The organism is Actinomadura litoris, from assembly GCF_009733595.1.
In the GTDB taxonomy this organism is placed as follows: domain Bacteria; phylum Actinomycetota; class Actinomycetes; order Streptosporangiales; family Streptosporangiaceae; genus Spirillospora; species Spirillospora litoris.
In genome coordinates this window covers 445,725-459,261 of record NZ_WOFH01000003.1, presented here as the reverse complement: position 1 = coordinate 459,261, position 13,537 = coordinate 445,725, and the positions used below count along the sequence as shown (strand labels likewise).

At 73.8% G+C, this 13,537-nt stretch carries 12 protein-coding genes; 4 read left to right on the top strand and 8 right to left on the bottom strand.

The features are described 5' to 3' along the window. Positions 1 to 33 precede the first annotated feature (33 nt). Complete coding sequence (locus tag GNZ18_RS09710; protein WP_156215918.1) at positions 34 to 1,830, bottom strand: thiamine pyrophosphate-requiring protein; 1,797 nt, start codon at positions 1,828 to 1,830, stop codon at positions 34 to 36. Positions 1,831 to 1,969: 139 nt separating this feature from the next. On the opposite strand from GNZ18_RS09710, the gene GNZ18_RS09705 reads away from it, so the two are divergent. The 3 genes from GNZ18_RS09705 to GNZ18_RS09695 all read left to right on the top strand — a co-directional run bounded on the left by GNZ18_RS09705 (position 1,970) and on the right by GNZ18_RS09695 (position 5,185). Next, entirely contained in the window at positions 1,970 to 2,827 is an 858-nt protein-coding gene (locus GNZ18_RS09705) for a helix-turn-helix transcriptional regulator (RefSeq protein ID WP_156215917.1), read from the top strand. A gap of 70 nt (positions 2,828 to 2,897) precedes the next feature. Further along, complete coding sequence (locus GNZ18_RS09700) at positions 2,898 to 3,647, top strand: SDR family NAD(P)-dependent oxidoreductase (RefSeq protein ID WP_156215916.1); 750 nt, start codon at positions 2,898 to 2,900, stop codon at positions 3,645 to 3,647. Then, positions 3,644 to 5,185: an MFS transporter gene (locus GNZ18_RS09695; RefSeq protein ID WP_156215915.1), complete on the top strand. Its 1,542-nt coding sequence runs from the start codon at positions 3,644 to 3,646 to the stop codon at positions 5,183 to 5,185. The genes GNZ18_RS09700 and GNZ18_RS09695 overlap by 4 nt, the downstream gene beginning before the upstream one ends. Here GNZ18_RS09695 and GNZ18_RS09690 read toward each other — a convergent pair. The 5 genes from GNZ18_RS09690 to GNZ18_RS43610 form a co-directional block, all read right to left on the bottom strand. Further along, complete coding sequence (locus tag GNZ18_RS09690; RefSeq protein WP_156215914.1) at positions 5,170 to 5,943, bottom strand: SDR family oxidoreductase; 774 nt, start codon at positions 5,941 to 5,943, stop codon at positions 5,170 to 5,172. The two genes, GNZ18_RS09695 and GNZ18_RS09690, sit on opposite strands and share 16 nt — an antisense overlap. Positions 5,944 to 6,082: 139 nt before the next feature. Further along, positions 6,083 to 6,325: a hypothetical protein gene (locus GNZ18_RS09685; protein ID WP_156215913.1), complete on the bottom strand. Its 243-nt coding sequence runs from the start codon at positions 6,323 to 6,325 to the stop codon at positions 6,083 to 6,085. A 5-nt stretch (positions 6,326 to 6,330) separates the two neighbouring features. Then, the gene (locus GNZ18_RS41130) at positions 6,331 to 6,567 is read right to left on the bottom strand and encodes an NAD(P)/FAD-dependent oxidoreductase (RefSeq protein WP_216651223.1); all 237 of its coding nucleotides are present in this window, start codon (positions 6,565 to 6,567) and stop codon (positions 6,331 to 6,333) included. Between the two features lie 330 nt (positions 6,568 to 6,897). Continuing rightward, positions 6,898 to 8,322 carry an MFS transporter gene (locus tag GNZ18_RS09675; protein WP_216651222.1) on the bottom strand — a complete coding sequence of 475 codons (1,425 nt, stop codon included), beginning with the start codon at positions 8,320 to 8,322 and terminating at the stop codon, positions 6,898 to 6,900. Positions 8,323 to 8,356: 34 nt separating this feature from the next. Beyond that, a complete protein-coding gene (locus tag GNZ18_RS43610) occupies positions 8,357 to 9,322 on the bottom strand; it encodes a helix-turn-helix transcriptional regulator (RefSeq protein ID WP_173390708.1) in 966 nt (321 codons plus the stop codon). Positions 9,323 to 9,697: 375 nt separating this feature from the next. On the opposite strand from GNZ18_RS43610, the gene GNZ18_RS09665 reads away from it, so the two are divergent. Next, complete coding sequence (locus GNZ18_RS09665) at positions 9,698 to 11,059, top strand: carbohydrate-binding protein (protein WP_156215911.1); 1,362 nt, start codon at positions 9,698 to 9,700, stop codon at positions 11,057 to 11,059. Positions 11,060 to 11,257: 198 nt separating this feature from the next. Here the strand turns inward: GNZ18_RS09665 and GNZ18_RS09660 are convergent, their stop codons facing one another. Together GNZ18_RS09660 and GNZ18_RS09655 are read right to left on the bottom strand one after the other, a co-directional pair. Beyond that, the gene (locus GNZ18_RS09660; RefSeq protein WP_156215910.1) at positions 11,258 to 12,439 is read right to left on the bottom strand and encodes a zinc-dependent alcohol dehydrogenase; all 1,182 of its coding nucleotides are present in this window, start codon (positions 12,437 to 12,439) and stop codon (positions 11,258 to 11,260) included. 112 nt (positions 12,440 to 12,551) lie between these two features. Continuing rightward, entirely contained in the window at positions 12,552 to 13,415 is an 864-nt protein-coding gene (locus GNZ18_RS09655; RefSeq protein ID WP_156215909.1) for a helix-turn-helix domain-containing protein, read from the bottom strand. Positions 13,416 to 13,537 lie beyond the last annotated feature (122 nt).

Below are 13,537 nucleotides of genomic sequence, written 5' to 3'. Positions count from 1 at the left end.
CTCCAGACCTGGCGTCCCGGCCGCTCGTGGCCCTCACCTGCCGGAGCGGTGCGGGAGGAGCTCCCGCATCTTGACCTTGAGGCCCTTCTGGACGACGCCCCGGCGGTCCTCGTCGCCCTTCGCCATCGCCTTGGCGGTGTCCTTGGCCTGCTCGAAGGTCGCGTGCGGCGGGATCGGCGGGATGTCGGGGTCCACCAGGACGTCCAGCACGGTCGGCCGGTCGGCCGCGAGCGCCGCCTCCCAGGCCGAGGCGATCTGGCCGGGCTCCTCCACCTTGATCGCGTTGAGCCCGTTGCCCGCCGCGAACGCGGCGTAGTCGCACTCGGGCAGCGTCTGCGACTCGGTGAACTTCGGCGCGCCCTGCATCGCGCGCATCTCCCACGTGACCTGGTTGAGGTCGTTGTTGTGGAGGATCGCGACGACCAGCCGCGGGTCCTCCCACTGCTCCCAGTAGTGCCGGATCGTGAGCAGCTCGGCCATCCCGTTCATCTGCATCGCGCCGTCGCCCTCGAACACGATCACCGGCCGTCCGGGGTGGCCGAACTTCGCCCCGATCCCGTACGGGACGCCCGGCCCCATCGTGGCCAGCGTCCCCGACAGGGAGCCGCGCACGCCGTCGCGGAAGCTCAGGTTGCGGGCGTACCAGTTCGCCGCCGACCCCGAGTCGGCGACGACGATCGCGTCGTCCGGCAGCCGCTCCGACAGCTCGTGGAACAGCCGCATCGGGTTGATCGGATCGGCGTCCACCATGGCCTCCTCCGCCACGGTCTTCCGCCAGCGCCGCACGTTACCCTCGACGGTCTCGCGCCAGCCCCGATCGTCCTTGCGCTCCAGCAGCGGGATCAGCGCGCGCAGCGTCGAGGCCGCGTCGCCGACGAGGTTGACCTCGTAGGGGTAGCGCATGCCGATCAGCTTGGGGTCGATGTCGATCTGCACCCCGCGCGCCTGGTCCAGCTCCGGCATGAACTGGGTGTAGGGGAAGCTGGAGCCGACCGTGAGGAGGGTGTCGCAGCCGTTCATCAGCTCGTAGCTGGGCCGGGTGCCGAGCAGCCCGATCGAGCCGGTGACGTAGGGCAGATCGTCCGGAAGGACGTCCTTGCCGAGCAGCGCCTTCGCGACGCCCGCGCCGAGCAGGTCGGCCACCTGGCGCAGCTCGGTGGCGGCGCCCCTGGCCCCCGCGCCCGCGAGGATCGCGACCTTCCTGCCCGCGTTGAGGACCTCGGCGGCGCGGGCGACCGCCTCCGCGTCGGCGGCGATCGACGGCAGCGACACCCCCAGGCTGGAGGGGACCATCTTGAACGCGTGCGCGGGCGGGCTGTACTCCAGCTCCTGGACGTCGGCGTGGACGATCAGGGCGGTCGGCGTCCGCTCGGCCATCGCGACGCGGATCGCCCGGTCCAGCACGTTCGGGAGCTGCTCGGGCACCGTGACCACCTGGACGTAGTCGCCCGCCACGTCCTTGTAGAGCGACAGCAGGTCCACCTCCTGCTGGTAGGAGCCGCCCATCGCGCTGCGGTTGGTCTGGCCGACGATCGCGACGACGGGCACGTGGTCGAGCTTGGCGTCGTAGAGCCCGTTCAGCAGGTGGACGGCGCCCGGCCCCGACGTCGCCGCGCACACCCCGACCCGCCCGGTGAACTTGGCGTACCCGACCGCCTGGAAGGCGCTCATCTCCTCGTGCCGCGACTGGACGAACTGCGGCTCGTTCCCGGCGCGTCCCCAGGCGGCCATCAGCCCGTTGATCCCGTCGCCCGGGTACCCGAACACCTTCTCGACCCCCCACTCGCGCAAACGCGCCAGTAGGTGATCGGCGACCGTCGTCGTTGCCATGGATCCGCTCTCCTCTCACCGCCCGTCGTTCAGACGTGTCGTCCCGCCTACCCAGCCCGTCGACGGCCTACCACGGGGTGCCCCGCCACGGGGGGTCCCACCACGGGGCGTCCGGCCGCGGACCGCCTAACATGCGGGCATGGGTGGTGCGCGGCTTTCCGCGGAGGCGCGGCGGCGGCGCCGGGACGAGATCCGGGAGTTCCTGCGGTCCCGGCGCGCCCGGCTCACGCCGGAGGACGTCGGCATGGCGGCGGGCGGCGGCCGCCGGACGGCGGGGCTCCGGCGGGAGGAGGTCGCGGTCCTGGCCGGGGTCGGCGTCTCCTGGTACACCTGGCTGGAGCAGGGGCGCGAGATCAACGTGTCGGCGGAGGTGCTGGAGTCGGTCTCCCGGGTGCTGCGGCTGGACGGCGCCGAGCGGGAGCACCTCTACCTGCTCGCCGGGCTCAACCCGCCGAAGGCGGCGCCGGTGGAGCGGGAGGTGCCGGACGGCCTGCGGCGGCTGATCGAGGAGTGGTCGCCCCGTCCCGCCTACGTCATCGACCGGCACTGGAACCTGGTCGCGGTCAACCGGGCGGCCGAGGTCGTGTTCGGTTACGGCGCGGGCGACCACAACTGCCTGGTGAGCTTCTTCACCAACGCCCGGCTGCGCTCGACCGTGCGCCACTGGCGGGACGCGGCGCGCGCCATCGTCGGGCAGTTCCGGGCGGACGCCGCCCGCTACCCGGACGACCCGGAGTTCGAACGGCTTGCCGCCGACATGCGCGCCGCCAGCCCCGCCTTCGCCGAACTGTGGGCCGAGCACCATGTCGGCAGCGCCGCCCAGGGCGTCAAGGCCGTTCTGCACCCCTCGGCCGGGGAACTGCTCTTCGAGTACACGACCCTTCCGCTGACCGATCTGCCGGGACACCGGTTGATGCTCCACACCCCCGCCCAGGACGGGACGACGCCGTCCCGGCTCACCGCGCTGCTGGAGGAACCCGCGCCGCTCGCGGGCTGAGGGTGGTGGTGGCAGACCCAGGCCCACTGGACGCTGCCGGGTCCGCCGCGTCCGGCCGAGGATCGTCGGTATGCAGCGATTCACCGGCAAGACCGTTCTGATCACCGGCGGGACCAGCGGCATCGGCTTCGCCGCCGCGCGCCGCCTGCTCGACGAGGGCGCCCACGTCGCCGTCACCGGCCGCGACGAGAAGCGGCTGGACGACGCCGTCGCGCGGCTGGGGGAAGGGGTCCTCGGCGTCCGCGCCGACGTCGCCTCGCTCCCCGACCTCGACCGCCTGATGAGGCTGATCGAGACGTGGCGGGGCGGGCTGGACGCGGTCTTCGCCAACGCGGGGGTGGGCGTCTTCAAGCCGAGCGCCGACATCACCGAGGCCGATTTCGACGGGATGATCGGCGTCAACCTCAAGGGGGTCTTCTTCACCGTCCAGAAGGCGCGGAAGCTGATGCGCGACGGCGGCTCCGTCGTCATCAACGCGTCCTGGACCCTGCATCGCGGGCTGGCGATCGCCTCGGTGTACTCCGCCGGGAAGGCGGCGGCCCACAACCTCGCGCGGACGCTGGGCGCCGAGCTCGCCCCGCAGGGGATCCGCGTCAACTCCGTCAGCCCCGGCTACATCGACACCGAGATGTACCGGGCCGCCAATCCCGAGCCCGGGGCCGAGGCCCGCGACTCGGCGCAGGTGCCGCTCGGCGTCCTCGGCCATCCCGACGAGGTCGCGGCGGCCGTGGCGTTCCTCGCCTCCGACGACGCCTCCTACGTCACCGGGCAGGACCTGGTGGTCGACGGCGGCCTGCTCGGGTCGGTCCCCGCGGCATGACCTCGCGCACTCCGGCGGTCACCCTCGCCGCCGTCCTGCTGACGCTGGTGGTGCTGCCGACGTCGGTGACCGGGTCGGGGGTGGCGCTGCCGCACATCGAACGCGACACCGGCGCGTCGCTGGAGGCGCTCCAGTGGGTCGTGCACGCCTACAACCTGACCTTCGCGTGCTTCATGCTGGCCTGCGGCTCGCTCGCCGACCTGCTCGGCAGGCGGCGGCTGTTCGCGGCGGGCGCGGCGCTGTTCACGGCGGCGTCGCTGGCGAGCGCGGTGGCGCGGGACGTCCTGCTGCTCGACCTCATGCGCGCGCTGGCGGGGGTGGGCGCCGCCGCCCTGCTGACCAGCGGAAGCTCGATCCTCGCCACGGCGTTCGCGGGGCGGGCGCGGGTCCGGGCCTTCGCCGCCGTCGGCATCGCCACCGGCGGCGGGCTCGCGCTCGGCGCCATGGCGGCCGGAACGCTGGCCGACTCCCTCGGCTGGCGGTGGTTCTTCGGGTCGCACGCGCTGGCGATGCTGCCGGTGCTGGCCGCCGTGCCGCTTCTGCGGGAGTCGCGGGCCGAGTCGGCCGCGCGGGTCGACTGGGCCGGGACCGCGGCCTTCGCGGGCGGCGTGTTCCTGCTGATGTTCGGCATGGTCGAGGGACCGCAGTGGGGATGGGCCAGCCCCGGCGTGCTGGGGCTGCTCGCGGGGGCGGTCCTCCTGGCGGTGGTCTTCGTGCTGGTGGAGCGGCGCCGCCCCGACCCGATGCTCGACCTGGGCCTCGTCCGCAACCGGAGGTTCATGGCGCTGTGCCTGATCCCCGTGGTCGTGTCGTTCTCGTTCGTGATCCTGCTGCCGCTGCTGCCGAACTACCTGGTGGTCGCGAGCGGCATGTCCAGCCGGGCTGCGGGGGCCACGATGCTGCTGATGACCGCGCCGATCCTGGTCGCGCCGCTGCTCGCCGGGCTCCTGATCAGGCGCGGGCTGCCGTCGCGCGCCGTCTTCACGCTGAGCCTGGTGCTGCTGACCGGCGGCGGCGCGTGGCTGGCCGCCGTCCTGCGCCCCGACATCGGGCCCGCGGCACTGGCCGGTCCGCTGATCACGCTCGGGGTCGGCCTGGGCCTCAACTTCGGGCTGGTGGACGGCGCCGTCCTGACCGTCGTCGACCCCCGGGCCACCGGCACGGCGGCGGGGTTCCTCAACACGCTCCGGCTGGGCAGCGAGGCGGTCGTCATCGCGGCGGCGGGCTCGGCCCTGGTCAACCTCACCGAGCACCGGCTGAGCCGGGCGGCGCCGCCCGGCCGGGCCGAGGACCCGGGGGCGGTGGCCGACAGCGTGAACTCCGGCGACCTCGACGGCGCCCTGGCGGGCCTTCCCGCCGACGGGCGCGCGAGCCTCCTCGACGCCATCGCGCACGGGTTCACCGACGCCTGGCAGACCGTCCTGTGGGCGAGCACCGCCGTCTGCGCGCTGCTGTCCGCCGCGATCTACCTCCTCCTCGCCGACCGCGAACCGGCCGCGGAGCCCGCGGGTCGGCCCGGCACTCACTCGACCGTGTAACCGGACCGCTCGGCCAGCCACCGCTCGAAGCCCGTCCCCAGCAGGCGCGCGCCGGGGCCGGGCAGCAGCACGTCACCGGAGTACTCGGTGCCGAAAGGCCCGTCCCAGCTCGGGACGATACGGACCTCGTCCCCGCGCGCGGCGAAGGTCCGGCGGGCCATGTCCACCAGGTCCTCCCTCCCGGGGCCCGCCACCTCGATGATCTGCTCGCCGGCCGGGCCGTCCAGGGCCAGCCCGACCAGCACGCGGGCGACGTCGTCCACCGCGCACGGCTGCACGAGCAGCGGGGGCACCGTCACGGTGTCGGCCTTCCCCGGCTCGGACCGCCTGCTCCACGAGGCGACCTGCTCCGCGAAGCCGTGGAACTGGGTGGCGCGGACGACCGTGGCCGGGGCGGGCGCGCAGAGCGTCAGCACCTCCTGGACGCGCTTCCCGATGTAGCGCGGGCTGCCGACGATCCTGTCGACGCCGACGATCGACAGCAGCACGTGGTGGCCGACGCCCGCGCGCTCCGCCGCAGCCGTCAGCCGCAGCATCGTGTCGCGGAAGAAGGCCGGGGCGCCCTCCGCGTCCAGGAGCGGGGCGTCGAGGACGTCGACGACGGCGCCGGCGCCCTCCAGCGCCTCGTCGAGACCGGCGCCGGTGCGGAGGTCGACCCCGGCCGCGCCGCAGACCGACGCCACCTCGGCGCGGCCGTCCAGCAGTTCGACGACGCGACGGCCGACGAGACCGCTCCCTCCGATAACGGCGATCTTCATTTTCGTTCGTCCCGTCCTGAGTGTTGGTGCTTTTCGTCGGCCGATCAGCAAGACGGCACGACCATCAGGCTCTGGGACGGACACCGGCCCCACGATGTGACATGGCCCCCTGTTCGGGGCGCTCGACGCCTTCGCCCGCCTACGCGGGCTCCGGCCGACCGACCGTTCGCGGGAGGAGGGCGACCAGTGCCACCGGGACGAGCGCGGCGGTCACGCCCCAGCTCAGCGCGTCGGGGACGGCGGCGGCGGTCGCGGCCGGTCCGGCCGTGCGGCCGTGCGGCTCGCGGGTCAGCGGGTTCCCGAAGGCCGCCGCCCCGAGCGGCAGGCCGAGGCCGCGCACCGACACCCCCGGCGCGGCAGCGGACCTGGTCTCGGTCGGCATCGCGGTCAGCCCCCCGCCTTCGCGAAGGGGTGGGGCAGGTCGAAGTCGGCGCAGACCAGGTCCTGGTCGAGGACCGCGGCGGCGACGGTGCCGCTCGCGGCGGCGGCGACGACCGCCGACAGCGGCATCGGCACGCTGGTCCGGCCGAACTCGTCCACCTCCACGCAGCCGTCGGCGAAGGCGGCGCAGCCGAGGCGGGCCGCGAGGTCGGATGCCTGGCGCGGGACGTTGACGACGAACACGGCGCCTCGGGCAGGGGCGGGCCGCCGGCGAACTCGATCCGGTCGAGCCGGCCGTCGGCGCCGGTCAGGCGGGTGACGGCCGCGCGGCGGACGGAGACGCCGTTCGCGTCGAGCTTCGCCCGCAGCGCCGCGTCGAGCGGCTCCCCGTCGGCGCAGAGCGCGACCCCGGCGGCGAACCGGCTGAGCTGGAGCGCCGCCTGCGAGAGATCACGGCGTCCCGGACCCTGATCGGGCACCTCATGGAATGCGGCGCGGACGACTTCGCCCAGTGCCCCGACTACCGGCGCATGGTCGAGAAGGTCGCGGAAGCCCAGGACCCAAGCGGGTGCGTCACAGCGCGGACGTCTCGGCCGGACGCCTCAGCAGGAGGGTGATCAGGATCGTCACCGCCATCGCCGCCGCCCCGGCCAGGGCGGCGACGGTGTAGCCGGCCTCGTCAGGGAAGGTCGCGCCGGACCCCGTATGCGCTTCGAGCACCAGGCCGCCGAGCGCGCTGCCCACCGAGAACCCGACGCTGCGGACGACCTGGTTGAAGCTCATCGCGCTGGAGGTCTCCTCGGCCGGGGTGACGGCGAGGATCGCGGCCGGCATCGCGGCGGAGAAGGCGCCGACGCCCAGCCCGAGCAGGCCCATCACGGCGAACGCCAGCCAGAGGTGGCCGCGCGCGTACGCGAACACCAGCAGCGCCGCCAGGATCACCGCGCCCCCGGCGGCGAGCACGGTCGTGGGGGCGAGGCGCCCGCGCGCGAGCGGCACCAGCCTGCCGCCCGCGAACCCGAGGACCGAGAACGGCACGAGGACCAGGCCCGCGACGAAGACGTCCACGCCGAAGCCGTACCCGGCCGGGCCCGGCGTCTGGACGTAGCGGGTGACCAGCGTCAGCAGCAGGTACATGCCGACGCCGCCGAGGAGCATGCCCGCGTTCGCGCCGGCCACGGCGGGGTGCCGCAGCAGCGCGAGGTCCACCAGCGGGGCGTCGCTCCGGCGTTCGCGCCGCACCCAGGCGGCCAGGAGCAGCGCCGACGCCGCCGGCAACACGGCGAGGACCACCGGGTGGTCGGCCCAGAGGCCGGTCTGGCTGATCGCGAGCAGCAGCGCCAGCAGGGCCGCGCCGAGCAGCGCGGAGCCCGGCACGTCCACGGATCCGGACCGTCCGGGCGGCGCCTGCGGCACCGCCCACCAGGCCGCGACCAGCGCCACCGCCGTGATCAGCAGGCCGAGCCCGTACGCGGCGGGCAGCCCCGCCACGTCGGTGAGCAGCCCGGCGAGCGGGTACCCGATGCCGATGCCGGCGATCGAGGCGACCGACAGCAGCGCGATCGCCGCGCCCGAGCGCTCGGCGGGCAGGTGGTCGCGGGCGACGCCCATCATGAGCGCGGGCAGGCCGAGTCCGGCGCCCTGGGCGACGCGTCCGGCCAGCAGCCAGCCGAACGCGGGCGGCACCACGGTGAGCAGGCTGCCGGCCACCACGACGGCGAGCGTGCCGAGGACGACCCGGCGGCGGTGCGGCCCGGCGCCGAGGCGTCCGAGGACGGGGGTCGCGAGCGCGCCGACCAGCAGCGGCGCGGTCAGCGTCCACTGCGCCGCCGCGAGGGAGACCCCGAACCCGCCCGCGACCTCGGTGATCAGCGGCGCGCCGAGGCTGCCGACCACCGCGACGACGAGCGCCACGAAGACCAGCGCGGGCACCAGCAGCCGGGCCGCGCTCCCGGCCCGGACCCCGGCCGCGGCGCCGGTCACCGCTTCGTCTCCCACACCGGTGCTCCCTGCCGGCGGCCGGGCCACGGGGTCAGACCAGGCCGCGGCGGGCGGCGTGCACGCCCGCCTGGAACCGGGTGCGGGCGTTGAGCGTGCGCAGCAGGCGGGCGACGTGCCTGCTGACGGTGCGCGCCCCCATCCCGGTGTGGCGGGCGACCGCCTCGTCCTTCAGCCCGGCGGCGAGCAGGGTGAGCAGGTGCCGGTCGGCGTCCGACAGCCGGGGCCAGACGCCCGGCGGGCTCGACTCCTCGTCGTCGAAGCGCAGCGGGGTCGCCTGCTCCCAGCAGGTGTTGAACACGCTGATCAGGATGTCGAGCAGGGTGGAGGGGCGGATGAGCGCGGTGATCCCCGGCTCGTCGCCGCGCAGCGGCATCAGCGCCAGCTCGTCGTCGACGATCACGAGCTTGGCGGGCGGGTTCTCCAGGACGCGGGCGCGCTCGCCGATCGCGGTGTCGTCGCGGGCGATCTCCAGGCGCTCGGGGATGGCGAGCGCGTCCGGGGTGTAGATCGCGCGGTACTCGATGCCGTTGGCGATCCGGTCGCGCTCGATCTCGTTCGGACGCGACGGGTCGGTCGCGTAGGGCGGCTTGTCGATGGTCTTGACCTGCCGGGACGCGCCCCGCTGAACCTGCTCCCAGCGCTGGGCCACCGCCTCCCGCCCGTCGATGATCTCCACCAGCTTCTCGGGGTTGCCGCGCTGCTCGGCCGCCAGCAGGTCGCCGCTGAGGCGCTTGGCCTCGATGCGGGCCCGGATGAACTCCGTCTCGCGCTTGCGGATGAGCGTCTCGACGACGGCGTCGGGCGGATAGGGGGTGTAGGCGGGTTCGGCGGAGCCGTCGACCCCGACCATGCCGAGGGCCTGCAACTCCAGCAGCAGCCCGGCCAGCCTGGCGCGCGGCTGCTCGGTCAGCCGGGTCAGGTCGCTGAGCGTGCTGCCCGGGTGGTACAGCAGCGTTGTGTAAATGGTCTGTTGCGCAGCGGTGACACCGAGAGCCACGAATGGATTCTCGCTGGGGGCGGTCACGGGGAGCATGCAGGCGATTATCCAGCAGCACCCTGGGGCCGCCAAGTCTTTGCAGCTCAAAGCGGCTGAACCTGGCCATGCCCTTCGTCGTTACCGGCCCTGCGACCAGGCGCGCGACCGCAAATTCCGCCTTCAAACGCGAACCGCGCCGAAATTCTTCCGGCTTCGCGGCGGGCCGGACTAGCGACGAGCCAGCCCATTTTCCGCCGCCGCGGCGGGCCGGGCAAGCGCATGGATGGCGAGTTACCGACAGCGGCGACAACTCGCCATAACCCGGTCACGGAAAGGTCTTTTCTCTTTATGCGAATGCTTCTACGTTTACCGCACCCCCCACCCCTAGGAGAGATCATGTCCAACAGACGCGGTCCGCGCGTCGCCGTGCTCTCGGTAGGCGCGCTGTGCGCGGTCGGCATCCCCGGCATCGGGACCGCCCAGGCGGCACCGGCCGGACCGTCGCACCCGGCGCCGTTCTCCGCGGCCACCGCCGCGAACGTCCCGTCCGACATGCTCAGGGCGATGCAGCGCGACCTCGGCCTCACCCCCGCCCAGGCCAAGCAGTCGCTGGTCAACCAGTTCGACGCCGGTGTCACCGCGGGCAAGCTGCGGCTGCGGCTCGGCGGCAGCTTCGCCGGCAGCTGGGTCAGCGGCAAGACCAGCGAGACGCTGACCGTCGCCACCACCGACGCCGCCGCGGCCCGCACGATCACCGCGCAGGGCGCGCGGGCGAAGGTCGTGGGCCACAGCCTCGCCTCGCTCGACGCGGTCAAGGCCAAGCTGGACCGTGCCAGCAAGAGCCACGCGACGACCAGCTCCCCGGTCTGGTACGTGGACGTCAGCACCAACCAGGTCGTGCTGCTCAGCTCCTCCCCCGCCAAGGCGCGCGCCTTCGTGAAGTCGGCCGGGCTCGGCGCCTCCGACGTCACGATCAAGCGCTCCGACATCAAGCCCCGCCCGCTGTACGACCTTCGGGGCGGCGACGCCTACTACATGAACGGCCAGGGCCGCTGCTCCATCGGCTTCCCGGTCAAGCAGAACGGCCGGGCCGGGTTCGTCAGCGCCGGGCACTGCGGACGCCCGGGCACCTCGACCAGCGGCTCCAACCAGGCCCAGCAGGGCAGCTTCCAGGGATCCACGTTCCCGGGCAGCGACTACTCCTGGGTCGCGGTCAACAGCAGCTGGACCCCGACCGCGAAGGTCAACGGCTACGGCACCGTCGCCGACCGCGACGTCAGCGGGTCGACCGTCGCGCAGCAGGGCTCGCAGGTGTGCCGCTCCGGCTCCACCACGGGCTGGCACTGCGGGAGCATCCAGCAGCTCAACACCAGCGTCACCTACCAGGAGGGCACCGTCTACGAGGTGACCCAGACGAACGTGTGCGCCGAGCCCGGCGACTCCGGCGGCTCGTTCATCTCCGGCACGCAGGCGCAGGGCATGACGTCCGGCGGCGACGGCGATTGCAGTCGCGGCGGGACGACGTTCTTCCAGCCGGTGAACGAGGCGCTCTCGGTGTACGGGCTGACGCTCTTCACCGGCGGCGACCACGGCCCCGGCCCCGGGGAGCCGCCGACGGGCACGTGGGCCGCCGGCACCGTTTACAAGTCCGGCGACGTCGTGACCTACAACGGCGCAAGTTACCGGTGCATCCAGGGCCACCAGGCGCAGCCTGGCTGGACTCCCGCGAATGTGCCGGCACTCTGGGAGCAGGTGTGACGGTGACGGCCGCCATACGGCACCTGTAACGGCGTCCCAGAGCCGGGGTTTCCCGGTGCGCCGTTCCTCCGGACCTCCCCCCAGCGCTTCGCGCGCTGGGGGGAGGTCTGCTTTTCCCGCCTTTTCGAGGCGGATTTCATTGGCGCCTTTTCCCGGCCGCCGCCTTTCCCCGGACGTTTCGCGCGAGGCGGCGGGCGGTCAGGGACTGAGCAGGACCTTGATGGCGCCGTCCTGCTTCTTCTGGAAGATCTCGTAGCCGTGCGCGGCGGCGGTGAGCGGCAGCCGGTGCGTGGCGAGGTCCATCACGCCGAGCGGGTCGGCTTCGTCCGCGACCAGCGGCATGAGGTCGTCGATCCAGCGCTTGACGTGCGCCTGGCCCATCCGCAGCGTGAGGCCCTTGTCGAAGATCTGGAGCATCGGCAGCGGGTCGGCCATGCCGCCGTACACCCCGATGACCGAGATCGTGCCGCCCCGGCGGACCGAGTCGATCGCCTGGTTCAGCGCCGCCAGCCGGTCCACGCCGACCCTGCCCATCAGCGGGGCGGCGGCGCGGTCGGGCAGCAGGCCGGTGAGCGTGTGGGCGACCTTGGCCACGGGCGAGCCGTGCGCCTCCATGCCGACCGCCTCGATGACCGAGTCGGCGCCGCGCCCGTCGGTCAGGGTGGCGATCGCCTCCGGCACGTCGTCGGTCCGCGTCGGGTCGAGCACCTCGACGCCGTGCCGCCGGGCCATCTCCAGCCGTTCGGGGACGAGGTCCACGCCGATCGCCCGGCGGCCGAGGTGCACGGCGATCCGGGCGCACATCTGCCCGATCGGGCCCAGCCCGAGCACCGCGACCGTGCCGCCCTCGGGGATGTCCGCCCACTCGACCGCCTGCCACGCGGTGGGCAGCACGTCCGAGAGGTAGACGAACCGCTCGTCCGGCGGCCCCTCGGGGACCTTGATCGGTCCGAACTGCGCCTGCGGCACCCGCAGGTACTCGGCCTGGCCGCCCGGCACCTGCCCGTAGAGCCTGGTGTAACCGAACAGCGCCGCGCCCATGTCGTACTCGCGCACCTGCGTGGTCTCGCACTGCGCGAACAGGCCGAGTCCGCACATGCGGCAGTGCCCGCAGGAGATGTTGAAGGGAATGACCACACGGTCACCAGGGCGGACGTGCGTGACGTCGGCACCCGTCTCCTCCACCACCCCCATGGCCTCGTGCCCGAGGATGTCGCCCTGCCCGAGGAACGGCCCGAGCACCTCGTACAGGTGCAGGTCGGAGCCGCAGATCCCGGTGCTGGTCACCCGTATGATCGCGTCGGTGGATTCCTTGATCACCGGATCCGGGACGTCCTCCACCCGCACGTCCCGCTTCCCCTGCCAGGTGAGCGCCTTCATGTGAATCGCCTCCGACCGGCACACCGAAAGAGCCGCGGCCACGACCGGCCGCCGCTTGTGGGGACGGGGACTGCCCGCCGTCCCGGCGCCTAAACAACCCCGGCCCGGCCGATCAGCGGTCGGCGGGCTCGTCCTCGCGGGGGCTCGCCATGTCCAGCAGCAGCATCGCGTCGTGGTCGGGGGTGCCGGGCCTCGCCTGGTAGGTGACCAGGCGCTGGCCGTCGGTGCCGTGGATCGCCATCACCTCGATGTCCATGCACATCGCGCCGACCTCCGGATGCTGGAAGCACTTCGTCGCGCGGGCGCGCAGCTGCACGTCGTAGCGCTCCCAGAGCCGGGCGAAGTCGGGGTCCTTCACCACCAGTTCGCCGACCAGCCGGACCAGCTCCGGTTCGTCGGGGTCGGCGCCCGCGATCGCGCGCAGGTGCGCCGCGCTGTGCGCGGCGAGCGTCTCCCAGTCGCGGTACAGCGTGCGGGCCTGCGGATGCAGGAACATGTAGCGGGTGAGGTTGCGCCGCTCGGGCGGCCAGTCGGTGAGGCCCGGGAACAGGCGGAGCCCCGGCCGGTTGGCGGCGAGCAGGTCGTTGGCGTGGCTGGCGACGTACGCCGGTACCGGACGCAGCCGCTCCAGCAGGCCGAGCACCGGCTCCCGCACCTGGCGCGCCGGGCCCTGCGGCCGCGGGGGCGGCTGCCCCGCCGCGAGCGCCGCCAGCTCGTGCAGCCTGCGCAGCGCGTCGGCGGGCAGCCGCAGCGCGGCGCCGAGCGCGGCGAGGACGGCGGGCGAGGGCCTGGTCTCGGTGCCGCGCTCCAGCCGCGTGTAGTAGTCGACGCTGACCCCGGCCAGCGTCGCCAGCTCCTCGCGACGCAGCCCCGGGGTGCGCCGGAGCCCCGTGCCCGGGGGCAGCCCCACGTCCTGCGGGCGGATGCCCGCGCGGCGCGCGCGCAGGAAGCGCCCCAGCTCCGTCCCGTCAGCCATCCCTCCAGTATCGCGGCAGGTCACCCGTCCGTGGGAGGCCGTGTCAGGGCCCGGAACGGTGGTGCCCCTGATGGCCCGGTCTCCCACGGGCCGCCCCCGCCGGGCAGGCTGCCGCCTGCGAC